21 protein-coding genes are annotated in these 25547 nt (G+C 64.8%); 12 read left to right on the top strand and 9 right to left on the bottom strand.

Annotated elements, in window-relative coordinates; all coding sequences use genetic code 11:
* Positions 1-151: 151 nt before the first annotated feature.
* From NG701_RS11760 to NG701_RS11745, 4 genes are all read right to left on the bottom strand, one after another.
* A complete protein-coding gene (locus NG701_RS11760) occupies positions 152-1171 on the bottom strand; it encodes a pilus assembly protein TadG-related protein (RefSeq protein ID WP_252567597.1) in 1020 nt (339 codons plus the stop codon).
* Positions 1159-1548 carry a TadE/TadG family type IV pilus assembly protein gene (locus NG701_RS11755; RefSeq protein ID WP_252567595.1) on the bottom strand — a complete coding sequence of 130 codons (390 nt, stop codon included), beginning with the start codon at positions 1546-1548 and terminating at the stop codon, positions 1159-1161. The genes NG701_RS11760 and NG701_RS11755 overlap by 13 nt, the downstream gene beginning before the upstream one ends.
* Positions 1549-1705: 157 nt before the next feature.
* Positions 1706-1915 (bottom strand): Flp family type IVb pilin, encoded by a 210-nt coding sequence (locus tag NG701_RS11750; protein ID WP_252567593.1) that lies wholly within the window; start codon positions 1913-1915, stop codon positions 1706-1708.
* A gap of 280 nt (positions 1916-2195) precedes the next feature.
* Entirely contained in the window at positions 2196-2819 is a 624-nt protein-coding gene (locus tag NG701_RS11745; RefSeq protein ID WP_252567591.1) for a prepilin peptidase, read from the bottom strand.
* A gap of 340 nt (positions 2820-3159) precedes the next feature.
* On the opposite strand from NG701_RS11745, the gene rplM reads away from it, so the two are divergent.
* The 3 genes from rplM to glmM all read left to right on the top strand — a co-directional run bounded on the left by rplM (position 3160) and on the right by glmM (position 5975).
* The gene (gene rplM / locus NG701_RS11740; RefSeq protein ID WP_252567681.1) at positions 3160-3603 is read left to right on the top strand and encodes a 50S ribosomal protein L13; all 444 of its coding nucleotides are present in this window, start codon (positions 3160-3162) and stop codon (positions 3601-3603) included.
* A gap of 38 nt (positions 3604-3641) precedes the next feature.
* Complete coding sequence (gene rpsI / locus NG701_RS11735) at positions 3642-4148, top strand: 30S ribosomal protein S9 (RefSeq protein WP_056344277.1); 507 nt, start codon at positions 3642-3644, stop codon at positions 4146-4148.
* Between the two features lie 465 nt (positions 4149-4613).
* Positions 4614-5975, top strand: coding sequence for a phosphoglucosamine mutase (gene glmM, locus NG701_RS11730; RefSeq protein ID WP_252567589.1), 1362 nt, complete (start codon positions 4614-4616; stop codon positions 5973-5975).
* Positions 5976-6035: 60 nt separating this feature from the next.
* Here glmM and mscL read toward each other — a convergent pair whose 3' ends face one another.
* The 3 genes from mscL to coaA all read right to left on the bottom strand — a co-directional run bounded on the left by mscL (position 6036) and on the right by coaA (position 8334).
* Entirely contained in the window at positions 6036-6425 is a 390-nt protein-coding gene (mscL, locus tag NG701_RS11725) for a large conductance mechanosensitive channel protein MscL (protein ID WP_104062597.1), read from the bottom strand.
* Between the two features lie 65 nt (positions 6426-6490).
* Positions 6491-7363 (bottom strand): D-alanyl-D-alanine carboxypeptidase family protein, encoded by an 873-nt coding sequence (locus tag NG701_RS11720; RefSeq protein ID WP_252567588.1) that lies wholly within the window; start codon positions 7361-7363, stop codon positions 6491-6493.
* Between the two features lie 5 nt (positions 7364-7368).
* Positions 7369-8334 carry a type I pantothenate kinase gene (gene coaA / locus NG701_RS11715; RefSeq protein WP_252567586.1) on the bottom strand — a complete coding sequence of 322 codons (966 nt, stop codon included), beginning with the start codon at positions 8332-8334 and terminating at the stop codon, positions 7369-7371.
* 88 nt (positions 8335-8422) lie between these two features.
* Here coaA and glmS point away from each other — a divergent pair, with 88 nt between their 5' ends.
* Positions 8423-10315: a glutamine--fructose-6-phosphate transaminase (isomerizing) gene (glmS, locus tag NG701_RS11710; protein WP_252567584.1), complete on the top strand. Its 1893-nt coding sequence runs from the start codon at positions 8423-8425 to the stop codon at positions 10313-10315.
* Between the two features lie 10 nt (positions 10316-10325).
* Positions 10326-11480: a hypothetical protein gene (locus tag NG701_RS11705; RefSeq protein ID WP_252567582.1), complete on the top strand. Its 1155-nt coding sequence runs from the start codon at positions 10326-10328 to the stop codon at positions 11478-11480.
* On the opposite strand, the gene NG701_RS11700 is transcribed toward NG701_RS11705, so the two are convergent.
* Both NG701_RS11700 and NG701_RS11695 read right to left on the bottom strand, forming a co-directional pair.
* A complete protein-coding gene (locus NG701_RS11700; RefSeq protein WP_252567580.1) occupies positions 11473-12768 on the bottom strand; it encodes a type II toxin-antitoxin system HipA family toxin in 1296 nt (431 codons plus the stop codon). The genes NG701_RS11705 and NG701_RS11700 overlap by 8 nt on opposite strands.
* Positions 12761-12988 (bottom strand): helix-turn-helix domain-containing protein, encoded by a 228-nt coding sequence (locus tag NG701_RS11695; protein WP_200950725.1) that lies wholly within the window; start codon positions 12986-12988, stop codon positions 12761-12763. The genes NG701_RS11700 and NG701_RS11695 overlap by 8 nt, the downstream gene beginning before the upstream one ends.
* Before the next feature lie 136 nt (positions 12989-13124).
* On the opposite strand from NG701_RS11695, the gene NG701_RS11690 reads away from it, so the two are divergent.
* The 7 genes from NG701_RS11690 to mgrA all read left to right on the top strand — a co-directional run bounded on the left by NG701_RS11690 (position 13125) and on the right by mgrA (position 25415).
* On the top strand, positions 13125-13472 hold the full coding sequence (locus NG701_RS11690) for a holo-ACP synthase (RefSeq protein WP_252567578.1): 348 nt from the start codon (positions 13125-13127) through the stop codon (positions 13470-13472).
* 37 nt (positions 13473-13509) lie between these two features.
* Complete coding sequence (locus NG701_RS11685; protein WP_252567576.1) at positions 13510-15129, top strand: NAD(P)H-hydrate epimerase; 1620 nt, start codon at positions 13510-13512, stop codon at positions 15127-15129.
* Positions 15130-15194: 65 nt separating this feature from the next.
* Entirely contained in the window at positions 15195-17450 is a 2256-nt protein-coding gene (glgX, locus tag NG701_RS11680; protein WP_252567575.1) for a glycogen debranching protein GlgX, read from the top strand.
* Complete coding sequence (gene treY, locus NG701_RS11675) at positions 17447-19789, top strand: malto-oligosyltrehalose synthase (RefSeq protein ID WP_252567573.1); 2343 nt, start codon at positions 17447-17449, stop codon at positions 19787-19789. Before glgX ends, treY begins: the two co-directional genes overlap by 4 nt.
* Positions 19786-21576 (top strand): malto-oligosyltrehalose trehalohydrolase, encoded by a 1791-nt coding sequence (gene treZ / locus NG701_RS11670; protein WP_252567571.1) that lies wholly within the window; start codon positions 19786-19788, stop codon positions 21574-21576. Before treY ends, treZ begins: the two co-directional genes overlap by 4 nt.
* Positions 21577-21665: 89 nt before the next feature.
* Positions 21666-24326, top strand: coding sequence for a hypothetical protein (locus tag NG701_RS11665; protein WP_252567569.1), 2661 nt, complete (start codon positions 21666-21668; stop codon positions 24324-24326).
* A gap of 51 nt (positions 24327-24377) precedes the next feature.
* The gene (gene mgrA, locus NG701_RS11660) at positions 24378-25415 is read left to right on the top strand and encodes an L-glyceraldehyde 3-phosphate reductase (RefSeq protein WP_252567567.1); all 1038 of its coding nucleotides are present in this window, start codon (positions 24378-24380) and stop codon (positions 25413-25415) included.
* The last annotated feature ends 132 nt before the right edge of the window (positions 25416-25547 follow it).

Below are 25547 nucleotides of genomic sequence, written 5' to 3'. Positions count from 1 at the left end.
GGCTCGTTTATCTGCAGTTTGAACGTACGAGATGAGTAACACGGTTCCAATAATCGCCACAAGTAGTGCAGCGATGCCTCCCAGTAGGCGAGTTTTCACTGTATATTCCCCTTAGAAATTGACTAATATCAACTGAATGTGCTGATTGCTCCTAATCGATGAGCCGAATTTCAACTGTTCCCATGTCGTCTCCGACACCCCCACCTCCCCCGTAGGTTTCGATGGACTCGTACCTAATGAATTGCCCGATAATTCCGAGGCAAGATCCTGTGCACGCGTCAGCTGGGTCAGTAACGTAGGGGGCCTTATTGTGGAAGGAACGCGGTGCATTCGAGCCTCCGCCGAATTTCCAGCCCTGGATGTCAAAGGTGGCGTAGCCGCGAATGTGGAACCAACCGCCGGTGCCTGAACCACCTGCTTCGTCATAGACAGGAAAGGTAGCCAGCGCCTGACCTCCACTGTTGATCTCCGCAATCCAGGAATTGAGAATCGCATCGCACTCTGCGGCATAGTCGGCTCCGGTGTCCGAGGAGACAATGGCATCAGCATCGGTGGTAGCCACGCACGGACTGGATTGATCCAGCCAGCCGAACCCGCCAGGAATAACGTGACCCGAGGTTGACGTGCAGTCGTCCATTCCTGGCTTATAGCGGACGAGCTGGACCTCCCCTTCTAGCTCGCCCTCCGATAGGTCGTATTGGCATTCGGACAAGGCCAGCGGAAAAGCGCTCCCTGACGACGGCGGTTCGGCGGTTGCGACGGCGTAGGCGCCCACCGTTGCAGGCGTTGTATTGAGTGCGCTGGAGAACATCTGAGTGAGGAAACCAGCGCCGGTGGCTCCGTTCCTGGTGGATGTTCTTACGGTGACTTGGTTCGGAACCGACAGATCGACTTCCAGTACGTTGGATCCGGCGTCATTGGCGTTGGCGTCTGCTAACGTTGCGGCAATCGAGTCGGCCTCTGCCTGGCTGCAGCCCGTCTTGTAGCAGGCTTGGACCACTGCGATCGCTCCCGCATCCGCACCGTTCTGGAGTTGAGCTCGCTCTGAATAGATTTGCCCAACATCCACAGCCATGGCGCCTGCTCCGATGAGCACCAGCATCGTGACTGCTACCGTAACGCCGGCCGCCCCACGTTGATTGTCAGTCTTGGGTTGCGTCAGCCGCCACATCGCATGGCTCCTACTCCTGTGAGCGTGACCGTCGTGCCAAAGAGGCCGGTCATCGTCCCTGTCGTATAAGAAATAGTCACGCCTGCGTTCTCCCCTGCAGCACACGTTGCCGGGTCGAAATCGTATACGAACGCGGCTGTGTTGAGGCCGGGAGCACCATCGGCCGCGGCAATCTGTGCTTCAGCCTGGCTGTTAGTGATGGCCATGGTCCTAGCCGCTTCACGCGCAGCCTGTGTAACGGAAATCTGCAGGTTGTACGCGTGTGAGAATTCGACGATGCCGGCAACCAGAGCCAAAAGTATGGGCGCAACGAGGGCAAACTCGACGGCGACGGCGCCTCGGGCACGCTCGCTGGCATTTGAATTGCTGCGTTTCACTGGATCTCCCCATGGGACGGTTGCAGCTCGAAGAAACGAAGTAATGAGGGTTGAACGAAGAAGAGGTGAGCCGCGTCCGCGTTCGGCGGACGCGGCGCACCTCGTGTTGTAAAGACCCGCCCGCCTTTGCGCCTGGCTGCGGACAGCTGTGTGCTGGCTATGGAGCGACCCAGGTGCCAACTTCAGTGCCGAGCGCAGTGAACCAGGCGCTAAGCGCATTACCGAAGACCGTCACGCCGACGATGATGATGAACGCAATGAATGCAATGAGCAGCGAATACTCCGTTGCAGTTGCGCCCTTTTCGGAAGAGAGGCGATCCTTTACGCCGGCAACGAAAGCCATCATTGAGACCATAAGAGAAGTCATTGTATTTTCCTTAATTCGATGAAAGTGATTTTTGTGATGTTTCAACGAATTTCCAGCTGCCCCCATAACTTTTAGCGGTTGCTGGACTTCGCTAAGAAGAGATTGTCATTGGCGGTTCTGGGCTACAATGCGTAGTAGTACTCGACTTTTTCAGGGGTCCTTTTCAGTACGTACTCGAAACACATGTGCGAGTACTCAGATAGTCGGACCCGGCCATGCGGGGCTACTTGGATTACTGCGCGCCGGCAGCTTGGGGTCGCGGTTGTGCCCGATCCCAGGACTAGAAAAACAAAAGCCAGATACCGACCGCGGCGCCGATCATCGACGGCCCATGAGCCACTTCTGACGTGCGTTCTTTGCGGTTTCGTGCCACGACAAGCACGGTAACAATGCCGTTCAGAATGAACCCCAGCAGTCCGCCATACAGGAGTTGGCTCCAACCTAGGTACCCCAAGTAGAGGCCCACGGGAGCAGCTAGCTTAACGTCGCCCATTCCTAAGCTCGCCGGCGAAATTAACGCCAGAATCATGTAGGTGACGAAGAGAATTGCGGCTCCAGCCAGGGCGCGCACGAGGTCAGGCCACTGTTCCCCGCCAAATGTGGCCCCTAAGAGCAACACAATGCCCCCTACTAACAGGGAAAGAACCAAAGGGTTGGGCAGCAAATGGAGCGAGACGTCAATTCTCGCCAGCTGCACACCAAGAACCGCGAGGAGTATGAATGCCGGCAGTGCCGGATCCGCGCCGAAACGGAATGCGAAGGCGGCGCAGAGGGCGGCGGTGATCGCCGCTGTCGTGATCCTTGCCCGCAGGCCAGGCATCGGGCCGACGCGGGGGAGAAGTCCGGCAATAAGCAGCTCGGCCAACGGTGAGAGAATGAGTCCCAAGAGGCCGATGGCGGCCACGAACAGTGGACCTGCTGAGCCAGCGTCACCCCAAGAAGTCACTGCATCCCCTGATTCACGTCGGGCCGGCAGATTACTAGACGAGCGGCCGGCTACCCCATTTTGACCCTGAGGCCCGGTTCAAGCTAGCATTGGTAGTCGTTGTGCGTGTCCTTTCTCGATGATGCGTGCCCGCTTGAGAATCCGGTTGCAGGATAACTACTCAAAGGGCACATTCGGGACTTCAGGATGACTGGTTACATGGAGCCCTCACCTCTGTTCCGGTAGCGCATAGATAGTAGGTGCACACGCTTGAGTGACACCTAAACAAGAACGCCAGAACAAGAACGAGGCAAAAACCGTGCGTACGTACACCCCGAAGCCCGGCGATATCAACCGCCAGTGGCACGTCATTGACGCCACAGACGTTGTCCTTGGTCGCCTCGCGAGCCAGACCGCAATCCTGCTGCGCGGCAAGCACAAGGCCACCTTTGCGTCCCACATGGACATGGGCGACTTCGTCGTCATCATCAACGCTGAGAAGGTAGCCCTGACCGGCGCCAAGCTGGAGCAGAAGCGCGCATACCGCCACTCCGGCTACCCGGGCGGCCTGACGTCCGTCAACTATGCGGAACTCCTGGAATCCAACCCGGTCCGTGCCGTTGAGAAGGCCATCAAGGGCATGCTCCCCAAGAACTCCCTCGCTGCACAGCAGCTGGGCAAGCTGAAGGTGTACCGCGGTGCAGAGCACCCGCACGCCGCCCAGCAGCCCAAGACGTTCGAAATTTCCCAGGTCGCCCAGTAGTCCTGGCCACCAAACAACTTATCTATACAAGGAGAATCGTGGCTCAGAACGAAGAGACCACCGAGGCCGTTGTGGCTGAGGAAAACCCGACCAGCTACACCTCGGAGAGCGGTCCTGCGGAAGCAGAAGCGCCGAAGAAGGAACGCCCGGCACTGACCGTTGCCGGCGCCGCAGTTGGCCGTCGCAAGGAAGCTGTTGCCCGCGTGCGCATCGTGCCCGGCACGGGCAAGTGGACCATCAACGGCCGCGCGCTGGACAACTACTTCCCGAACAAGCTGCACCAGCAGGACGTCAACGAGCCCTTCAAGATCCTCGATCTTGACGGCGCCTACGACGTTATCGCCCGCATCCACGGTGGCGGCATCTCCGGCCAGGCCGGTGCCCTGCGCCTCGGCATCGCCCGTTCACTGAACGAGATCGACACCGAGAACAACCGAGCCACCCTGAAGAAGGCCGGTTACCTGCGCCGTGACGCACGCGTCATCGAGCGTAAGAAGGCCGGTCTCAAGAAGGCCCGTAAGGCTCAGCAGTACTCCAAGCGCTAAACCCGCTTACACAGAAGCCCGTCCCACCATCAGGTGGGGCGGGCTTTTGCCTTTGCGCCTGAAAGTGTTCCTGAGCTATCGTTGCCTCTGACAGCCACTTCGAGTGGAACCCGGGACGCCACTGTTAGGTGCCGCCCAAGTTTGGATATGAGCCATGCGCCTCCTTGAACAAGGACTCGTCCATGGCCAGTTGCGCCAAGATCACCTATCCGACCGTCTGGCGCGCGAATCAGGCGCTCCGAACCATCGTTCTCAAGGGCTCCACATCCGGCGGCAAGCTGCCCTCCAGCGTTTACCCCTGCAGCGGCTGCAAAGGATGGCACCTGACATCGAAGAGGGCGCATGGAAAGGCAGTGAAATGGCAACTTCGATCTTCGTGACGGGATCAGCCAGTGGCCGACGCAAGGTGTACCGCTGACCAGCCGGTTCAAAGCCCCGCACGTCCATCACCTAGACTTGTCCACGATGTCTAGATTATTTGGAACAGATGGTGTCCGGGGCCTTGCTAACGGCCTGTTGACTGCCGAGCTGGCGATGAACCTGGCCCAGGCGGCCGCCGTCGTGCTTGGTCATGACCGTAATACCAACGGCACGCGGCCCCGCGCCGTGGTGGCGCGCGACCCCCGTGCCAGCGGGGAATTCATCGCCGCCGCCGTCGAGGCAGGGCTGTCCAGTTCCGGTATTGATGTTTATGACGCCGGTGTTCTCCCGACGCCGGCCGCGGCCTACCTCGTGGCAGACCTAGACGCTGACTTCGGCGTCATGATCTCGGCCTCTCACAATCCGGCACCGGACAACGGCATTAAGTTCTTCGCCCGCGGCGGCCAGAAGCTCCCCGACGATGTCGAGAACGCCATCGAAGAACAGATGAGCAAGGAACCCGTGCGGCCGGTCGGCAGCGACGTGGGCAGGATCCAGCGCTTCTCGGACGCCGAGGACCGCTACATTGTGCACCTCCTGCGCACCCTCCCGCACCGACTGGACGGGCTGAAGGTAGTGCTGGACTGCGCCCACGGCGCCGCCAGCGGCTGCTCACCCCAGGTCTTCAAGGACGCCGGCGCTGACGTCATCGTGATCGGCGCCGAGCCGGACGGCCACAACATCAACGACGGCGTCGGGTCCACACACCTGGGCCCGCTCAAGGCCGCGGTCCTGAAGCACGGAGCCGACCTCGGCATCGCCCACGACGGCGACGCCGACCGCTGCCTCGCCGTGGACCACGAGGGCACCGAAGTGGACGGCGACCAGATCATGGCAATCCTGGCCGTCGCCCTCAAAGCCTCAGGCAAACTCATCGACGACGTCCTGGTGGCCACTGTCATGAGCAACCTCGGCCTCAAGATCGCCCTGCGCGAGGCAGGCATCACCATCCGCGAAACGGGCGTCGGGGACCGCTACGTCCTTGAGGAGATGCGCGACGGCGGATACAACCTCGGCGGCGAGCAGTCCGGCCACGTGATCTTCGCTGACTACGCCACTACAGGCGACGGCGTCCTCACCGGGCTCCAACTGGCTGCGCAGGTCGCCCTGACAGGCCGGCCGCTCAAGGAACTGGCCACCGTGATGACCAAGCTTCCTCAGACATTGATCAACGTCAGGGGCGTGGACCGCACCCGCGTGGGCAGCTCTGAGGCACTGACGGCGGCCGTGGCCCTAGCCGAGGCGGAGCTTGGCGACACCGGACGGGTCCTGCTGCGGCCCTCCGGTACCGAACCCGTTGTCCGGGTCATGGTGGAGGCCGGCGACGAAGCCACGGCCCAGTCCGTCGCCGAGCGCCTTGCCCAGGTGGTCAGGACCGAACTTGCCCTCGAGCTCGTGGCGGACTGACCCGGAAAGCACCAAAAAAGAATGGCCGGCCTCCGCAGGGAGACTGGCCATTCTCCTTGGTCAGCGGTCGCTGACCTTCAGCGCATCCCGGATTTCGGTAAGCAGGGCGATCTGCGGGTCTTCCGCAGCCTCTTCCTTGACGTCCTTGTTGATTCCCAGCTTGCGGTTACGGAGCTCGATCATGTGGTTCATGGGAAGTACCACCACGAAGTAGATGGAGGCGGCCACCAGCACGAAAGAAATGATGGAGGAGATGACGGACCCATACATGAATCCCTCCCACTGCATCTCTTCAACGCCCTTGGCACTGAACAGACGTCCGATCAGGGGCGTCAGCAGGCCCTGGACGATAGAGGTCACGACGGAGCTGAATGCGGCACCCATCACAACGGCTACGGCAAGGTCAACGACATTGCCCTTCATAATGAAATTCTTGAATCCTGTCAGCATGATTACCAAGCTAGCGCATCGCCGTTAACAGGGGATGACGCCCCTGCAACACATCAGCACGGTGTTCAGGGGTAACCGGGAGCGGCTTCCACCCCGAAGTACTCCTCCACGGTGCTGATGCCCCGGTTCGCCATGTCGGCGGCGGTCTCCACTCCGATGTACCGCAGGTGCCACGGCTCGTAGTAGTAGCCGGTGATCGGGTGGAACATCCATGGATACCGCACCACAAATCCGAAGCGGTGGCCGTTCGCCTTCGCCCATACGGCCGCCGGCTGATCCGCGAAGCATGGCTGGAAGCCGCACGCCCCGCCGCCGTCGCCGATGTCGAACGACCAGCCGGTCTGGTGTTCCGAGTAACCGGGCCGGGCGCTGGCTGTATCGGCATCGGCCAGGCCGCGGGCCGCCACGTAACCGTTGTACGTGGCCACCTGCGTGCCATAAGAGCGGTATCCGCTCGCCAGCGTCATGCTCACGCCGTCCAGAGCGGCCGCGGCGAACATCGCTTCCGCGGCAGCCGCCGTCGTGCTGTTCAGCAGGGCTGCCTCGCCGGAAACAGCCAGCGGGACGTTGGGCTGGACCAGATCCGCCGGAAGGTAGTCCGCTGGCGCCAGTGGACGGTGTTTGTTGACCACCAGCCACGGGCTGGCCGGATCGGTCAGCGAGAACTGACGGGGCAGTGCTGCCGACGGCGATGCGGGAACCTGCGCGGGCGGCTCAGCGGCCGCCGTCGTGCTTTCCACTGAGGGGACCGCTACAGGGGAGGGGGACGCGGAGGTCGCCGCTGGGGCAAGGGAGGACGACGACAGCGCCACCCCGGCCGGTGCCGCCGGCGTGCACGCTGCCAGGACAGTCAGTCCGGCCCCGGCGGCGAGGAAGCGGGCGAAGGACCGGCGGCTGGCCCCAGAGTGGACGCCGCCTGCCACGCAGCTGTGGCACACGTGTGTTAAACCTTCCTCAGGAGCATGCGGCGGATGGAGTGGTCCGCGTCCTTGGTCAGAACCAGCTGGGCGCGGCCACGGGTGGGGAGGACGTTTTCCTCCAGGTTGGGCTCGTTGATGCGCTTCCAGATGTCTCGGGCAGTGGTCTCCGCTTCGGCCTCGGACAGTGTCGCATAGCGGTGGAAGTAGGACTCCGGCTGCGCGAACGCGGTGCTCTGGAGCTTGCGGAACCGCTCCACGTACCACTCCTCAATGTAGGAGGTTTTGGCGTCCACGTAGATGGAGAAGTCGAAGAAGTCGCTCAGCGCCAGCCCCTGCTTGCCATCGTGGCGCGGGCGGGCGGGGGCCAGCACGTTCAGGCCCTCCACAATCAGCACGTCCGGGCGCCGGACCACCACTTCCTTGTCCGGCACGATGTCATAGGTGACGTGGGAGTACCAGGGTGCCCGGACTTCCTCCGCGCCGCCCTTTATCTCGCTCACAAAACGCAGCAGCGCGCGGCGGTCGTACGACTCGGGGAAGCCCTTGCGTTCCAGCAGCTGGCGCCGCTTGAGCTCGGCCAGGGGGTAGAGGAATCCGTCTGTGGTGATCAGTTCAACGTTCGGCGTGCCGGGCCAGCGCCGCAGCATCTCCCGGAGCACGCGGGCGATGGTGGACTTTCCCACGGCCACCGAGCCGGCCACGCCGATGACAAACGGAGTGCGCTGGGTCTGCTCTCCCAGGAAGGTGGTGGTGGCCGAATGAAGCTGGCCCGCGGCCTCCACATAAAGGTGCAGGAGCCGCGACAGGGGCAGGTAGACCTCGCGGATCTCCTTCATGTCCAGGGGATCGCCGAGGCCACGCAGACGGACAATGTCCTCTTCGTTAAGGGGCTGCTCCATCTGGGCGGCGAGACGGGACCAGGTCTGGCGGTCCAGCTCAACGAACGGGGAGACACCCTCACCGTTCGCTTCATTGCGTTGCAAAGTCACTTTAGAGATTCTGCCCCTCGCGCGGCTGAGAGCGAAATGGAGCACGCTAAGTTTAGATCTCAACCCGGCTGCCGATAAGCTGGAGCCCATGTGTGGAATCGTGGGATATGTGGGCCATTCTGCTGGCCGTGTGAATGCCGGTCACAGTGCGTTGGATGTAGTCCTTGAAGGATTGCGCCGTCTGGAGTACCGGGGTTATGACTCTGCGGGGGTTGCGGTGGTCTCGCAAGGTGCCATCGAGTCCCGGAAGAAGTCAGGCAAGCTGAGCAACCTCCTCGCCGAGTTGGAGGCGCACCCGCTCCCGGAGACGTTCACCGGTATCGGCCACACCCGCTGGGCCACGCACGGCGGGCCCACGGACCAGAACGCGCACCCGCACCTGGCCGACGGCGGCAAGCTGGCCCTGATCCACAACGGCATCATCGAGAACTTCGCCGAGCTCAAGCTGGAGCTCGTGGCCAAGGGCTACGCGTTCGAGTCCGAGACGGACACCGAGGTCGCGGCCGTGCTGCTGGGCGATATCTTCCGCACCAAACTTCACGGCGAGACGTCCGACGGCGGCCTGACGAAGGCGATGCAGCTCGCCTGCCAGCGCCTCGAGGGTGCTTTTACACTGCTGGCCGTGCACGCGGACCAGCCGGATGTTGTGGTTGCTGCCCGCCGTAACTCACCCCTGGTGGTTGGCCTGGGCGAGGGCGAGAACTTCCTGGGCTCGGACGTGTCCGGGTTCATCGATTACACCCGCCGCGCTGTGGAGCTGGGCCAGGACCAGATTGTCACCATCACCGCTGACACGGTGGAGATCACAGATTTCTATGGCGCCCCGGCCGAGGGCAAGGAATACCACGTTGACTGGGATCCCGAATCCGCGGAAAAGGGCGGCTTCCCGTCCTTCATGGAGAAGGAAATCCATGACCAGCCCAACGCCGTGCTGCAGACCCTGCTGGGCCGCTCGGACGTCAACGGCAAACTGACCCTGGATGAGCTCCGCATTGACCCGCAGCTGCTCAAGAACATCGACAAGATCATTGTCCTGGCCTGCGGCACGTCCGCGTACGCCGGGCAGGTGGCCAAGTACGCCATCGAGCACTGGTGCCGGATCGCCACCGAGGTGGAGCTCTCCCACGAGTTCCGTTACCGCGACCCGATCGTGGACGAGAACACCCTGATCGTCTCCATCTCCCAGTCCGGGGAGACCATGGACACCCTGATGGCCGTCCGCTACGCCAAGGAACAGGGCGCCAAGACCGTGTCCATCTGCAACACCAACGGGTCCACCATCCCGCGTGAATCCGACGCCGTGCTCTATACGCACGCCGGCCCGGAAATCGCCGTCGCTTCCACCAAGGCGTTCCTGGCGCAGATCACCGCGGCGTACCTGCTGGGCCTGTACCTGGCGCAGCTGCGCGGGAACAAGTTCCAGGGCGAGATCAAGGACATCCTGGCGGACCTGAACAAGATCCCCGCCAAGATCCAGCGGATCCTGGACAACGAGGGCCAGATCAAGGAACTCGGCGTGTCCATGGCGGACGCGAAGTCTGTGCTGTTCCTGGGCCGCCACGTCGGCTTCCCGGTGGCCATGGAAGGTGCGCTGAAGCTCAAGGAGCTCGCGTACATCCACGCCGAGGGCTTCGCCGCCGGTGAGCTCAAGCACGGCCCGATCGCGCTGATCGAGGAAGGCCAGCCCGTGTTTGTGGTGGTCCCGTCCCCGCGCGGCCGCGACTCGCTGCACGCCAAGGTTGTCTCCAACATCCAGGAAGTCCGGGCGCGCGGCGCCAAGACCATTGTGATCGCCGAAGAAGGCGACGAGGCAGTCAAGGCGTACGCCGAGCACGTCTTCTACATCCCGGAAACCCCCACGCTGCTGGCCCCGCTGCTCAGCACGGTCCCGCTGCAGATCTTCGCCCTGGCCCTGGCCTCGGCCAAGGGCTACGACGTGGACCAGCCCCGCAACCTTGCCAAGAGCGTCACCGTAGAGTAATCGCAGACTGATGAACACCGACGAACTGTTGGACCGGGCGGGGAACCTCAAGGAAGCGCTGGTCGTCTACGCATCCTCACCGGGGTTCGCCCGGCGTCTTTCGCAGGCCATGTCAGACTTCTCTGGGCTTGGGGGTGGGGAACAGAATCAATGGGCGGAGGCCGTCGAGTCGCTGCTCTATGACCCGGACCAGGGCGGACGCGAGCCGCTACTCGACCGCTATCTGCGCACCAACAAGAATATTGAGCCTGATGAGCGACTCGTCTACGAGGGTTGGCGGGAGCGTAATGTTATCGGCGTCTTCCGCGTCGATGCCCGCAAAGGTGCCCGGCTTAGCCTGCATAACCTCATCGATCAGATGGATTACGATTCCTACGCCACCGCCGGGGCGGAGGCAATCAGCTTCGTCCAGCGAGGCGGCTACGTCATGACGCGTCTGGTGCCCATCGGGGATCTCTGGACGATCAGCGGGACCATGCGCCTGTTCGGCCCGCGGGACCTCCCCGGGGTCAAGACGCTTGCGGCGTCCCTGCTCAAACGCTTTCCCACCTTGGTATTCAATAATCCGGCGAAGGTCGAGCAGGGACGCAGGATCGTCGGAGAGCACCACACCACGTTCCTGAACCTCTTTGACGCGCATATGGTGAGCGGTACCGGGGCCGACATCATCGCGGCGTACCGCGGTTTCCTGGATGCTTGCAGCGAGGCGTCTGTCGCTGCAAATCCCAAGGCTTCCGCTCTGGTGACCGCGGCCGAACAGATCGCACCGGATGATTCCTTCCCGCCGGATTTGGCAGAGTCCGACGACGTAGCGCTCTACCATCATCCGCTGATGGGTGTGTCCTTCCTCGTCTGCTACGGGCAGGTCGAGGCAGCCCACCGTACGCCGCCGGCCAATGCGGAGGACCCCGCTGCGGAAGTCCTGCGTGGCTATGTGGAGGACAAGACGGTTCCCGGTTACGTCCTTGAGGACCTGGCAGCGAAATACCCGGACACGGTCGACGCCGCCTACCGGGCTGCCTTGTCCAGCCCCGGATTCCGCTGGGAGCACGACGGCGTGGCCCTGCTCCGCCTGCACAAGCCGAATTTCACCCGGGACAAAGAACTTCCTGGCGTCACGCCGGTGCCTTCATCACTGATCGATGAATACCGCCGGCTCAGCTAGAGCCAGGAACCGGACCGAGTGTGACCAAAGACGGGTGTACGCCGCCCATCCCGGCGGCTTTGCCGTCCAGAAGATTCCTCGTCCCGTGCCCGATGTACCGTGCCACTTTTTCCCCGACGGCCGATCCGTCGACCTGTTCGAGGGCGTGCGCCAGCTCTTCGAGCGTTCCGGTGACTGCGCGCCATGCATGCCGTTCATCGAGTCCCCAGGAGACGCCTTCTGCAACCAGGTCCTCCATTGTTAACGACGGCTGATAGGCGCGGGAGTTGATCCGGAGGGACATGTTCAGCTGGCCGTTGGGCGCCAGGGCGTGCGTTGACACGTCGTAGAGCGGCGCCAGCCGGACGGCACCGTCGGGGCTTCGGAGGGTGGAAAAGTTCTTGGCGTGGGCGTCGGTGTTGCCGATGGCGGTGTTGAAGGCCGTGTGCGCGAGCAGCGTCTCGCGGTCGTCGGGCCCGGCGCCGAGGATGTCCCGGCGTCGTCGCAGAAGTCCGGCGAGGTTCTTCAGGTTTGCGGCGGCATTGACACCTTCGAACTTGCTGTCCGTGTCCCAAGCCAGGCCAAGGGCTTGGGCGCCGTCCTCTTGGTGGATACGCTCCACGCTCCGGCCAGAGACGCGGCGGTCGTAGCGTTCCAGAACGAGGACGGTCCGGCCTGCAAAGGTGCGCACGTCGCTGGCGAACGTGGTCAGCCCGATCCGCCGCGCAAGCTCCAGGCAGAACGCCTCGGCGTGCAGGGCGCCTTCGTTTCCGCCCGCCACCGGCTTGAGGATGTGGGTGGAGGCGGCGCCGTCGACCCCCGCGTGCCACACCCCGTCCAGCAGGGCAAGCGTGGTTTTGGGCTGGTATCCGGCCAGAGAGCCGCCGCCGCCCACGGCACCAAGCGCATAGTCGTTGATAAGGGTTAACCTCTCGGCGACCTGCTCATCGGTCAGTGCCTCATAGGATTCGGCCGGTTCTTCGGGGTCCCCACCGACGCGGATCGCACCGGCGACGTCGCGGCCGGCATACGACACCAGCGCGAAGACATCATCGCGGCTGGCCTGTGCCTGTTTGGCAAGGTTCGACCTGCCAGATCCTTCCGGCAGCAGTCCACCGAAGAACGCAGTGGCCGCCTCCGGGGTCGAGGGGCGGGGCCCAAGTGGCAGGTTGGCGGACAGGATCCGCGAGCCGATCCCGAACCGGGCCATCCCGGCGTCGGAGGATTCGAACGTCACTGTGGTCGCGCCGTGGCGGACCATGCGCCCGACGACGGTGCCGTAGAGGTGGACATCCTGCACTTCAGCCACGGTCGGCGCCTTCCCGGAACGTCAGTTCGATTCCGAGTTTTTCCATGACGGCGAAGAACTGGTCGTTGAGCACCTTGGGCTTGCCCGTCTCCAGCTCGGAGAGGTACCGCTGGCTGACTCCGAGCCGGCTGGCCAGCTCGCGCTGGGAGAGCCCGCTGCGCTGGCGGACGCCGTAGACCATCAGGCCCAGGTCGGCCACTGACTTCATGACGCCGTGCACGCGGCCTCCTTGATGAGTTACTCGTAATAGGTTCGCGATGATTACCTTTTCGTAATCATACCAGCGTGATTACGAAAACGTAATGGCGGGGCCCTGTGTGCACGGCAGGCGGTGAGCGTCCCCGTATAATAGCGCCATGATCGTTGGCATTGGCGTAGACGTTGTAGACATCGAGCGGTTCGGCCGCCAGCTTGAGCGGACCCCGGGGCTCCGGGACCGGCTGTTCGTGCCCGCGGAACGCGAGCTGAACACCCGCTCGCTCGCCGCGAGGTTCGCCGCCAAGGAAGCCGTGGCCAAGGTCCTCGGCGCGCCGGCCGGCATGAACTGGCAGGACTGCTGGATCGGCCTGGACCAGCACGGACCCATCATCCAGGTCAAAGGCACCGTCCTTGCGGTGGCCGAGTCCAAGGGCGTCAAACGCTGGCACGTCTCCATGAGCCACGACGGCGGCATCGCCACCGCCACGGTCCTGGCCGAAGGCTGAGCCACCTACTGCTCAGCCCAACGACGGACCTGACACCATGATCAGCGCCTATACCGGAACCCAGATCAGGGCGGCAGAACAGCCGTCCCTGGCTGCCGGGATGGGCGATGTTCTGATGCAGCGGGCCTCCTACGGGCTAGCCAACGCAGTGGTGTGCGAGCTGAAGGCACGCGGCCGGCGCATCTATGGCGCCAGCGTGGCCGTCCTGGTGGGCAAAGGCAACAACGGGGGAGACGGCCTCTTCGCCGCCTCGTTCCTGGCGGCCAGGGGGATGCGTACGACGGCGGTGCTCACCGCCGGAGCGGCGCACCCCGAGGCGCTGGCTGCTTTTGAGCGCGCCGGCGGGCGCGTGCACCTCCTCACTGAATTCAACGCCAGCCAGCTGGCGGCACACTTCGCGAGTGCCGACGTCGTAATTGACGCAATCCTGGGGACGGGCGCCAGTGGGGGTCTTCGAGGAGCGGCCGCCGACCTGGTGCGCGGCCTTTCGGATTCGCGGCTGTCGTCCGGGGATGCGGGGATTGTGGTGGCCTGCGATATCCCCAGCGGCGTTGATGCCGACACCGGCGAAGCCTATGCGCCGGTGCTGTCCGCGGATGTGACCGTCACTTTCGCCGCAGCCAAGGTGGGGCTGCTGGCGGACCCCGGCGCCGATCACGCCGGCCGCATCCACGTGGTCCCCATCGGCATCGAAGGCGAACTGCCCTGGCCGGCGCTGCGCAGGCTTGAGCCGGTGGACCTGGCCCGGCTCCTGCCGCAGCCCGGGAGGCGCTCCCATAAATATTCCCGCGGCGTCCTGGGCGTCGTGGCCGGATCCGCCGATTATCCGGGCGCCGCCGTGCTGGCCTGCCGGGGTGCGCTGGCTGCCGGCGCGGGGATGGTCCGCTACGTGGGCCTGCCCGAGGTGGCCGACCTGGTGCGGCAGTCGTGCCCGGAGGTTGTGTGCAGCACGGGCTCTGTCGCGGAGACGCACGTCCAGGCGTGGCTGGTGGGTTCCGGCATGGGTCCCGGGGACACCGAACAGCTCCAGCGCGCCCACGATGCCGTGGAATCCGGCCTGCCCGTGATCGCCGACGCCGGTGCGCTGCCTGCCCTGCCCGCGGTCCGGGGGCCGCAGGTGGTGCTCACGCCGCACGCCGGCGAACTAGCGTCGCTGCTGCAACGGCTCGCCTCGTCTCCGGACAGCCCCGACTTTGATCCCGCCCCCGACCGTACCGCCGTCGAAGCCTCCACCCTTGGCGCGGCCCGGCATGCCGCCGTGCTGACCGAGGCCACCGTCCTGCTGAAGGGTGCCACCACCCTGGTCGCGTCGCCCTTCCAGGATTTCTACAGCCAGGCGGACGGCACAGCGTGGCTCGCCACCGCCGGAAGCGGCGACGTCCTGGCCGGGATCATCGGTGCGCTGCTCGCCCAACTGGGGTCCGACGTCGGGCGCTTCCGTGATGCGGGCATCGATCCGGACGAGCGCTGGGCGGCGATTGCCGCCCTCGGGGCCAGCCTCCACGGCCGCGCGGGAGCGGCCGCCTCCGGCAGCGGGCCGCTAACGGCCGGCCGGATTGCGGACGCAATACCAGACGTTTGGTATAAAGTCAGCCTGCTTAGTAAACCGGCGGGCCGGAAACGTAATAGTCACACCCACCCGCTACCGTGGGCATAGGTTTTGTACCGGCAGGGGCGGTTCTGTGTACACACACCGCTGTCGAACAACGATGAGGAGCACGCATGGAAATCTGGCCCGGAACGGCATATCCGCTTGGCGCCACTTTTGACGGGACCGGCACGAACTTCGCTTTGTTCAGCGAACGCGCCGAAAAGGTGGAGCTGTGCCTCTTCGATGACGACGGCGTGGAAACCCGGTTCAGGCTCGATGAAGTGGACGGCTACGTGTGGCACGGCTACATCCCGCAGGTCCAGCCGGGCCAGAAGTACGGCTACCGCGTCCACGGGCCCTACGACCCGGACTCCGGCAACCGCTTCAACCCCAACAAACTGCTCCTGGACCCCTATGCCAAGGCCGTGCACGGGCAGATGGACTGGGAACCGGCGCTCTTCTCCTACAACCTGGGCGAGCCGGACTCCATCAACAACGAGGACTCGGCGCCGCACATGATGATGGGCGTGGTGATCAACCCGTTCTTCGACTGGGACGGCGACCATAACCTGCGCATTCCGTATCACAAGTCGGTCATTTACGAGGCCCACGTCAAGGGCCTGACCCAACTCCACCCCGAGATCCCCGAGGAGCAGCGGGGCACCTATGCCGGCGTTGCGCACCCATCGGTTATCTCGCACCTGCAGAAGCTGGGCGTCACCGCCATCGAACTGATGCCCGTGCACCAGTTCGTCAACGAGGGCACCTTGAAAGACAAGGGCCTGAGCAACTACTGGGGCTACAACACCATCGGCTTCTTCGCGCCGCAGAACACCTATAGTTCCACCGGCGACACGGGCCAGCAGGTCCAGGACTTCAAGGCCATGGTCCGCAGCCTGCACCGTGCGGGCATCGAGGTAATCCTGGACGTGGTCTACAACCACACCGCCGAGGGCAACCACCTGGGCCCCACGCTCTCCTTCAAGGGCATCGACAACGCCTCCTATTACCGGCTCATGGAGGGCGACGAGAAGCATTACATGGACTACACGGGCACGGGCAACTCGCTCAATGTCCGCCAGCCGCACTCGCTGCAGCTGCTCATGGATTCCTTGCGGTACTGGGTCACCGAAATGCACGTCGACGGCTTCCGCTTCGACCTCGCGTCCACCCTGGCGCGCGAGTTCTACGATGTGGACAAACTCTCCACCTTCTTCGAGCTCATCCAGCAGGATCCGGTGGTGTCCCAGGTCAAGCTCATCGCCGAGCCCTGGGATGTGGGTCCCGGCGGCTACCAGGTGGGCAACTTCCCGCCGCAGTGGACGGAGTGGAACGGCCAGTACCGCGACACCGTCCGCGACTTCTGGCGCGGTGAACCGGCCACCCTGGGCGAATTCGCCTCCCGCATCACCGGGTCCGCTGACCTGTACGAGCACTCGGGCCGCCGGCCCGTGGCATCGATCAACTTTGTCACCGCCCATGACGGCTTCACCCTGGCGGACCTGGTGTCCTACAACGAGAAGCACAACGACGCCAACGGCGAGGACAACAACGACGGCGAATCCCACAACCGGTCCTGGAACTGCGGCGCCGAAGGCCCCACCGACGATCCGGCTGTCCTGGGGCTGCGCGCCCGCCAGCAGCGGAACTTCATCGCCTCGCTGCTGCTGTCCCAGGGTGTGCCCATGCTGCTGCACGGTGACGAACTGGGCCGCACCCAGCAGGGCAACAACAACGGCTACTGCCAGGATTCGGAACTGACCTGGATCAACTGGGAGAACATCGACCAGCCGCTCGTCGAATTCACCGCCGCCGTCAACGCGCTCCGCGCCAAGCACCCCACCTTCCGCCGGAGCAGGTTCTTCGACGGCCGCCCTGTCCGCAGAGGCGAAGGTGAGCGGCTGCCGGACATCGTATGGCTGGACCTCGACGGCGACACCATGAAGCCGGAGGACTGGGACAGCGGTTTCGGCCGCTCGGTAGGTGTATTCCTCAACGGCGACGGCATCCAGGGCAAGGACGCCCGAGGCCGCCGGATTACCGACGTGAACTTCGTGCTGTACTTCAACGCGCACGACGACATGGTGGACTTCACCCTTCCAAACGACGAGTACGCACCGGCGTGGGACATCATCATCGACACCGCCGGGCATAACGCGGACACTGCTCCGGTGAAAGCCGGCCAGACCCTTCCTGTGGATGCCAAGTCACTGGTGGTCCTCAGAGCGCACATGATGCAGGAAGCGGAGCCGGACCACTCAGTAGCTGCATCGCTGGCTGCCCTGACGCAGACCAGCACCAGTGAAACTGAGGCCCTCAGTACGCCCACCGTGCCCGAGCCCAAGAAAACGAAAAAGGTCAGCAAACCGAAAGACCAGGCAAAGTGAAGACACCGGCGTCCACCTACCGGCTCCAGATCCGCAGCAGTTTCACGCTCTTTGATGCTGCTGCTACCGTTCCTTACCTGAAGTCATTAGGTGTTGATTGGGTCTACCTGTCTCCGATCCTGACGGCGGAGCGTGGGTCCGATCACGGCTATGACGTGACGGATCCGTCGTTGGTGGACCCGGAGCGGGGCGGCCCGGAAGGCCTGCTGGCACTCTCTTCAGCCGCGCGGGAGCATGGCATGGGCGTGCTGGTGGACATCGTCCCCAACCATGTGGGCGTGGCCTCGCCGGCGCAGAACCCGTGGTGGTGGTCGCTGCTGCAGGAGGGGCGCGGCTCGCCTTACGCGGAAGCGTTCGACGTCGACTGGGACCTTGGTGCCGGCCGGATCCGGATCCCCGTCCTGGGCAGCGACGATGACCTTGGACTTCTGGAGGTTGCAGATGGCGAGCTCCGCTATTACGGCCACCGCTTTCCGTTGGCCGCAGGTTCATACTCCGACGGCGACTCTCCGCGGGCTGTGCATGACCGGCAGCATTACGAGCTCGTCTCCTGGCGCCGGGCGGACAGCGAGCTGAACTACCGGCGGTTCTTCGCGGTCAACACCCTGGCGGGCATCCGGGTGGAGGACCCCTGGGTCTTCGACCAGGCCCATGCCGAGGTGAAGCGCTGGTTCGACGACGGCTTGGTTGACGGGCTGCGTGTGGACCACCCGGACGGCCTGGCGGATCCTGCCGGGTACCTTCGCTGGCTTAAGGACCTCAGCGGCGGAGCCTACGTCCTGGTGGAGAAGATCCTGGAGCCGGGGGAGGAGCTGCCGGCGGAATTCGCCTGCGAAGGCACAACCGGCTACGACGCCCTGGCCGACCTGGACCGCCTGCTGGTGGACCCGGCCGGCGAGGCTGCGTTGGACGCACTTGATGCACAGCTGCGCTCCGGCGAGCCTGCGGACTATGCGGCCATGATCCTGGAGACCAAGCGTGCCGTGGCGGACGGCATGCTGCGGTCCGAGATCCTGCGGCTGGCACGCCTTGTTCCCGCTTCCGCGAGTCTGTCCGAGGACGTTGCGGCGGATGCCCTGGCGCAGGTCATCGCGGCCTTCCCCGTGTACCGCACGTACCTGCCCACGGGTGAGGAAGTGCTGCGCGAGGCATGCGCGGCTGCGGCTCGCCAGCGCCCTGACCTGGCCGACGTGCTGGACGCGCTGCTGCCCCTGCTGCTGAAGCCCGAGACTGAACTGGGCCGACGTTTCCAGCAGACGTCCGGCATGGTGATGGCCAAGGGCGTTGAGGATACGGCGTTCTACCGCTACACCCGGCTGGGGACACTGACCGAAGTGGGAGCGGACCCGTCCCACTTCTCGCTCGCCCTGGACGAATTCCACCGGCGGATGGCCGAGCGCCAGGAGTCTTTGCCGCTGTCCATGACCACGTTGACCACCCACGACACCAAACGCAGCGAGGACACGCGGGCACGGATCTCCGTCATCGCCGAGCTGCCGGACCAGTGGGCAGCGACTTTGGACACCCTTCGCGGGCTAGCCCCGGTGCCCGACGGCCCGTTCGAGAACCTGCTGTGGCAGGCGGTCATCGGTGCGTGGCCAGCGTCGCGGGAGCGCCTGCAGGCCTATGCTGAGAAGGCTGCGCGGGAAGCAGCCAACTCCACCACCTGGACGGATCCGGACGAGGAGTTCGAATCACGGGTCAAGGCAGCGGTGGATGCAGTGTTCGACGACGCTCGGGTCGCCACGGTGATCGAGGACTTCGTCGCCAGGACGGATCGGTTTGCCGCCGCCAACTCGCTGTCCCTGAAGCTGCTCCAGCTGACCATGCCGGGAGTGCCGGACGTCTACCAGGGCACCGAATTCTGGGACCGCTCGTTGGCGGATCCGGACAATAGGCGGGCATTTGACTTCGAACGCCGCGAAACCGCCCTGGCCGCACTGGATGCCGGCACGAGTCCGGCGGACTTTCGGGACGAGGCCACCAAACTGCTGGTGACCTCCCGGGCGCTCCGGCTCCGCCGGAACCGGCCGGACCTCTTCCAGGGCTACCGGCCCGTTCTGGCTTCCCACGCTGCGGCGGACCACCTGGTGGCCTTCGACCGCGGGGCGGACGGCAGCAGAACTGGCGGCGCGCCCGGTGCGTTGACCCTTGCGACGCGGCTTCCCGTCGGACTGGAACGCGCTGGCGGGTGGCGGGATACCGCCGTCGAACTTTCCACCGCCATGCGGGACGAACTCACGGGACGGACGCACGGCCCCGGCCCGGTGCCGGTGGCCGGCATCCTCCAGCAATACCCTGTGGCGCTGCTCGCGCCCGTGAACGGAGACAACGCATGAGCCTGACGCACCACGGTTCCGGCCGGTTCGACGTATGGGCCCCGGACGCCTCGGCCGTCTCGCTGCTCGCCAACGGGCACCACTACCCCATGAAGCAGGTGGCGGGAGCCCCCGGCGCGGATGGCTGGTGGTCCGCGCCGGACGCGCCGGCTGACGCCGACGTGGATTACGGCTACCTGCTCGACGGCGACGCCCACCCGTTGCCCGACCCCCGGTCCCGCCGCCTCCCGGACGGCGTCCACGCGCTGTCCCGCACGTACGATCCCGCCTCCTACGCCTGGCAGGACGCCGGCTGGCAGGGGAAGGAACTGCGCGGCTCGGTCATCTACGAACTCCACGTGGGAACCTTCACGCCCGCGGGAACACTCGATGCAGCCACGGACAAACTCGGCTACCTCGCGGACCTCGGCATCGATTTTGTGGAGCTGCTGCCGGTCAACGGGTTCAACGGCACCCACAACTGGGGCTACGACGGTGTCCAGTGGTTCGCGGTCCACGAAGGCTACGGCGGTCCTGCGGCCTACCAGCGTTTTGTGGACGCCGCCCACGCAGCCGGGATGGGCGTCATCCAGGACGTTGTCTACAACCACCTCGGGCCCAGCGGGAACTACCTGGCGAGGTTCGGCCCGTACCTCAAGCAGGGCGACGCCAACACGTGGGGCGATTCGGTCAACCTCGATGGCCCGGGGTCCGACGTCGTCCGTGAATACATCCTGGACAACGCCGCGCTGTGGCTGCGCGATTATCACGTGGACGGGCTGCGCCTGGATGCCGTCCATGCACTCCGTGACGAGCGCGCCGTGCACCTCCTGGAGGAGCTCGGCGCGCTGGGCGATGCCATCTCCGCGGAGACGGGGCTGCCCAAGACCCTCATCGCCGAATCGGACCTCAACAATCCGCGGCTGATCTACCCCCGCGATGCCAACGGCTACGGCCTCGCCGGGCAGTGGAGCGACGACTTCCACCACGCGGTGCACGTCAATGTCAGCGGGGAGACCGCGGGGTATTACGGCGACTTCGCGTCGCTCGGCGTGCTGGCCAAGGTCCTCAAGGACGGATTCCTGCACGACGGCAGCTACTCCAGCTTCCGCGGACGCCATCATGGCCGGCCCATCAACACCTCGCTGGTCCACCCCGCGGCCCTGGTGGTGTGCAGCCAGAACCATGACCAGATCGGCAACCGGGCCACCGGGGACAGGCTGTCGCAGTCCCTGCCGTACGGCCCGCTGGCCGTGACCGCTGTGCTGACGCTGACCTCGCCGTTTACGCCCATGCTGTTTATGGGCGAGGAATTCGGTGCCTCCACGCCGTGGCAGTTCTTCACCTCGCACCCCGAGCCGGAGCTGGGCAAGGCGACGGCGGAGGGCAGGATCCGCGAGTTCGAGCGCATGGGGTGGGATCCCGCCGTCGTCCCCGATCCGCAGGATCCCGAAACGTTCCGGCGATCCAAGCTCAACTGGGCCGAAGCCGCGGACGGTGACCACGCGCGACTCCTGTCGCTGTACCGCGCGCTGACCGCGTTGCGGCGCGCTTACCCCGAACTGGCCGGCCTGGGGTTCGCGGAAATGGACGTGATGTTCGACGACGACGCCGGCTGGTTGCGCTTCCGGCGCGGGTCGGTGGAGGTGCTGCTGAACTTCTCGGCATCGCCGGTGCGGCTGGACGGTGTGGGGGGCACGGTGCTGCTGTCGACGGACGGGACCACCCTGCTCGACGGCGATTCGTTGGTGCTGGCAGGACACAGTGGGGCGGTTCTTACTACAGGGGCAGAAGTAGCCTCGAGTTAACGTAGACACTGGAGTGACGCGGGCGTACTATTCGCGTACTGACCAGCCGTGATGGGCGGCTCGGTGGTGTACGGGCGATGGAGGCCGTTATGGGTGACCCAGCGGAAAATGCGCCGAAGGTTCCTGCCACGCTCGAACTCCGGATCCATGGCATCCGCAATACCCCGCCCCATGAGCTCCTCCGATCGGGGAAGCGGTCACTCAAGCCCGACGACGTCGAGCTGTCCTGGGGTGATGAGCTTGCCGGCTTCTACCGGGCCAAAGTCGGGGCGGGCGCCGTCGTGGACTCCGGTGCCGGTGCCGCGGCAAACGGTGGCAGCCCTCGGGTGGTGGAGGCGTATTCGTGGGGGCGGCTGGCTCGCTTCACTGGAGTAGGAATGGCCGGGAAGGTCGCCGACGCCGCAGTCCGGACGGCCTGGTTCCTGCTGATGCCGTTCGGACTGACCAACGCCGCGTACTGGAGCCGGCCCCTGCCGGCCGTTAAGCAGCAGGTGGTTACCGATCCGGCGTCCGGGCAGGCGGAACCGCGCATCGACTACGCCGACGGAGTAGGGCACGGGCGCGACGGCGCGGGACGGATCAGGCTCTTCGCGCTGGTTCTGACCCTCTACTTTGTGGTGACGGCGGCCGTGGTCTCGATGGACCTCATCGCCGTCCAATGCTTTCCGGCCGACGTTCCGGGCCAGGAACGCCGCGTCTGCTCTGCGCTGCCGGCGTTCCTGGACGGGCTGGCCGGCTGGACCCGCGGCCAGCGCATCGTGGTGTTCGCCCTGATTCCCATTGTGTCGGTGGCCGTCCTGGCAGCCATCGCCTACTTGGCGCGGACCCGGTTCCACCCCAGACCGAATCTGGGCACCGCTGCCCAGGAGGCGGCCGGCGCGGGTGCCGAGGAAATATCAGCGCTCCCCACACTGATGATCCGGAATCTGTGGGAAGCGCGGAAGGAGATCCGCTATAACGGGTGGCTGCACGTGTGGGCGGCGCTGGCCGCGGTTGGCGCCATCATCGCCTGGGACGGGCTCTGGACACGGATCGACGGCATTGCCTGTGGAAGCCTGGGCACGTTCTTCACGGAGTGCGCCCTTAGCATGGCGCCCGGGCGAATCGACCTGACTGGCATCGCGATGGCCTTCGCGTGGCTGGTCGCGGCCGGCGCGGTGGTGCTGGCGGGGATTGAGACGGTCCGGAAGTCCCCGGACAATCCGGACATGCCGTCCCGGGACGGATCATCATTGATGGGTTGGATTTCCGGCGGAGCCATCATCAGCGTCCTTGCGGCCGGGCTGGCAGCCGTTCTCTCAGGTGCTCCCGACGGCGAGGTCCCGGGCGCGACGCGAATGCTGGGCCTGGGCACGGCCCCGGCCGGGCTCATGTTCGTGATGCTGGTGCTGATCCTCACCATGAGCCAGCTCCGAAGGGAGGGCTACGACAAACGGACTCTCGGCTGGCATGGCAAGGGCTCGGCGGTCTTCTCCACCCTTGCTCTGGGAGCGGCAACCATTCTGAGCTGCGCAATTGTGGGGGCTGCCGCCACCGTACTCCAGCGCAACCTCGAACGGCGGGCTGCCACGGCTGACGGGATGTGGCGATACGGGTCCATGGCCGGTGACGTCCTGATGCCGCCGTCGGTGTTTTCGCTCTTCAGCGGGCTGCTGCTGGGAGTGATCGTCGCGGGCGCTGTCGCGTGGGGATTGTGCACGTGGCGGGCCGTGCGTTCGATGACGTGGAACACGCAGGAAGCCGCAGTGTCTGAGTTGCTCTCCGCCTACTCTGCCGCTCCGCCCTTGCCGCAGCAGGAAGCGGCGGGCCGCAAACTGGTGGCTGCCCGGCGGACCGCTTCCCTGGCTCACCGGGCGGAGGCCGTGGTGTCGCTGCTGGCCATCCTCATTTTCCTGGGGCTGCTGTCAGCCTTGATTCTGGGCACCTTCAAGGACTGGTGGAATGCCGGCCCTGCGGCGGGACTTTACCGGCTGATCGAAAGCATGGGAGCCCTGGGCCTGGCTGCGGCTGGCGCCACGATTGTTGCGCTGGCCGTGATGTCGGCCAAACCGAACTCCCGGCCGCTGGCACTCCTCTGGGATCTGATGTGCTTTATGCCCAAGACCGCCCACCCGTTCGGTCCCCCCAGCTACGGCGAGCGGGCGGTCCCGGAATTTGCCGCCAGGATCGCGGCGTGGCTGGATGGCATGGACGGCGCGCCGGCCGCCAAAACCGGCATGGTGGCGATCTCGGCGCACAGCCTGGGCGCGGTGATCGCCGTCAGTGCGCTGTTCCATCTAAAGTCAACGCGGCCTGACCTGCCGTTTAACAGGATCGGCTTGCTGACCTACGGCACGCAGCTGAGGTCCTATTTTGGCCGGTTCTTTCCGGAACTCCTGGGGCCGGCCGTGCTCGCCACAGCACCGGTGGGCCGGACAAAACTCACCGCCGCCGGAAGTCCGGACGATGAGCGCGTTGTCACGGGCGAGCCGACGGTTCAGTTCGACGTGAATCTCAGCCACGTCCTCGGGGCCGGCCCGAATCGCTGGGTGAACCTCTACCGCAAGACCGATTACCTCGGTTTCCCGGTCCTCTATCAGGGTCCGGGAGGTGCCGAGAACGTGGGGAGCATTCCGGACCGCTACGCGCAGGAGATGGATCCGTTCACGTACCAGTTCCTCGTGGTCAGCCACAGCGACTACCTGCAGGCGCCCCAATACGACGAGGCGATTGCCGCCGTCGTCAATTCCCTGCCGGCCCCGAGGCCGTAACCCGGGGCCTTGCGGTCTGTAGCGCGCGTCACAGATGGCAGGATGGTATGTATGACTTATTCAGCCGCGGAAGACCGCTATGAATCCATGCCCTACCGCCGCGTCGGACGCAGCGGACTGAAACTGCCGGCCATTTCCCTGGGACTGTGGCACAACTTCGGCGACGACAAGCCCTTCGAAGTGCAGCGCGCCATCCTGCGCCGCGCCTTCGATCTGGGCGTCACCCACTTCGACCTCGCGAACAACTACGGACCGCCCTACGGCGCCGCCGAGACCAACTTCGGCCGCCACTTCAAGGACGACTTCAAGCCGTACCGCGACGAACTCATCATCTCCAGCAAGGCCGGCTACGACATGTGGCCGGGCCCGTACGGCAACTTTGGCTCCCGCAAGTACCTGCTGGCCAGCCTGGACCAGTCCCTGGAGCGCATGGGCCTGGACTACGTGGACATCTTCTACAGCCACCGCCCGGACCCGGAAACGCCGATGGAAGAGACCATGGGCGCGCTGGACCACGCAGTCCGCTCGGGCAAGGCACTGTATGCGGGCATCTCGTCCTACACCCCGCAGCAGACCCTCGAGGCCGCGCGGATCCTGAAGGAACTGGGCACGCCGCTGCTGATTCACCAGCCAAGCTACTCCATGCTTAACCGCTGGACCGAGAACGGCAGCCCCAACCTCTACGAGGCCTTGGAGGAGGTGGGCGCCGGCTGCATCGCCTTCTCGCCGCTGGCCCAGGGGATGCTCACGGGACGCTACCTCAACGGCGTGCCCGCGGATTCCCGGGCAGCGCAGCAAAAGTCACTGGACGAAGCCATGATCACTCCGGAGAACCTGGACCGCGTGCGCGGGCTCAACCGGATCGCTGAGGGCCGGGGCCAGACGCTGGCGCAAATGGCGATCGGCTGGATCCTCCGCGAGCAGGGCAAGGGCTCCTCGGTGACTTCTGCACTCGTCGGCGCTTCCAGCGTCCGGCAGCTGGAAGACACCCTGTCCGCCATCAACAACCTGGACTTCACCGCCGACGAGGTCACTGCCATCGACGAGTTCGCCGTCGAGTCGGACATCAACCTGTGGAAGCAAGAGTAACCACGTAATGCTTCTCTGGTGGGGGCCGGGAACAATCCCGGCCCCCGCTTGGTTGGGTAAGATGAAATGGCGCCGAATGGCGCACTGCCAGCGTGCCGCCGTCGTACTTTCCGGTACTGACCGTTCTGGCGG

The organism is Pseudarthrobacter cellobiosi (assembly GCF_023913815.1).
Lineage (GTDB): Bacteria > Actinomycetota > Actinomycetes > Actinomycetales > Micrococcaceae > Arthrobacter > Arthrobacter cellobiosi.
This window is presented reverse-complemented; position numbering and strand designations above follow the sequence as displayed.

What these genes read in the sequence shown, in the direction of transcription:
- glmS (WP_252567584.1), top strand. Translation starts at nt 8,423, where the DNA reads ATGTGTGGAATCGTGGGATATGTGGGCCATTCTGCTGGCCGTGTGAAT.
- NG701_RS11750 (WP_252567593.1), bottom strand. Translation starts at nt 1,915, where the DNA reads ATGACTTCTCTTATGGTCTCAATGATGGCTTTCGTTGCCGGCGTAAAG.
- glgX (WP_252567575.1), top strand. Translation starts at nt 15,195, where the DNA reads ATGGAAATCTGGCCCGGAACGGCATATCCGCTTGGCGCCACTTTTGAC.
- NG701_RS11760 (WP_252567597.1), bottom strand. Translation starts at nt 1,171, where the DNA reads ATGTGGCGGCTGACGCAACCCAAGACTGACAATCAACGTGGGGCGGCC.
- treZ (WP_252567571.1), top strand. Translation starts at nt 19,786, where the DNA reads ATGAGCCTGACGCACCACGGTTCCGGCCGGTTCGACGTATGGGCCCCG.
- NG701_RS11685 (WP_252567576.1), top strand. Translation starts at nt 13,510, where the DNA reads ATGATCAGCGCCTATACCGGAACCCAGATCAGGGCGGCAGAACAGCCG.
- NG701_RS11665 (WP_252567569.1), top strand. Translation starts at nt 21,666, where the DNA reads ATGGGTGACCCAGCGGAAAATGCGCCGAAGGTTCCTGCCACGCTCGAA.
- NG701_RS11705 (WP_252567582.1), top strand. Translation starts at nt 10,326, where the DNA reads ATGAACACCGACGAACTGTTGGACCGGGCGGGGAACCTCAAGGAAGCG.
- glmM (WP_252567589.1), top strand. Translation starts at nt 4,614, where the DNA reads ATGTCTAGATTATTTGGAACAGATGGTGTCCGGGGCCTTGCTAACGGC.
- mgrA (WP_252567567.1), top strand. Translation starts at nt 24,378, where the DNA reads ATGACTTATTCAGCCGCGGAAGACCGCTATGAATCCATGCCCTACCGC.
- mscL (WP_104062597.1), bottom strand. Translation starts at nt 6,425, where the DNA reads ATGCTGACAGGATTCAAGAATTTCATTATGAAGGGCAATGTCGTTGAC.
- NG701_RS11690 (WP_252567578.1), top strand. Translation starts at nt 13,125, where the DNA reads ATGATCGTTGGCATTGGCGTAGACGTTGTAGACATCGAGCGGTTCGGC.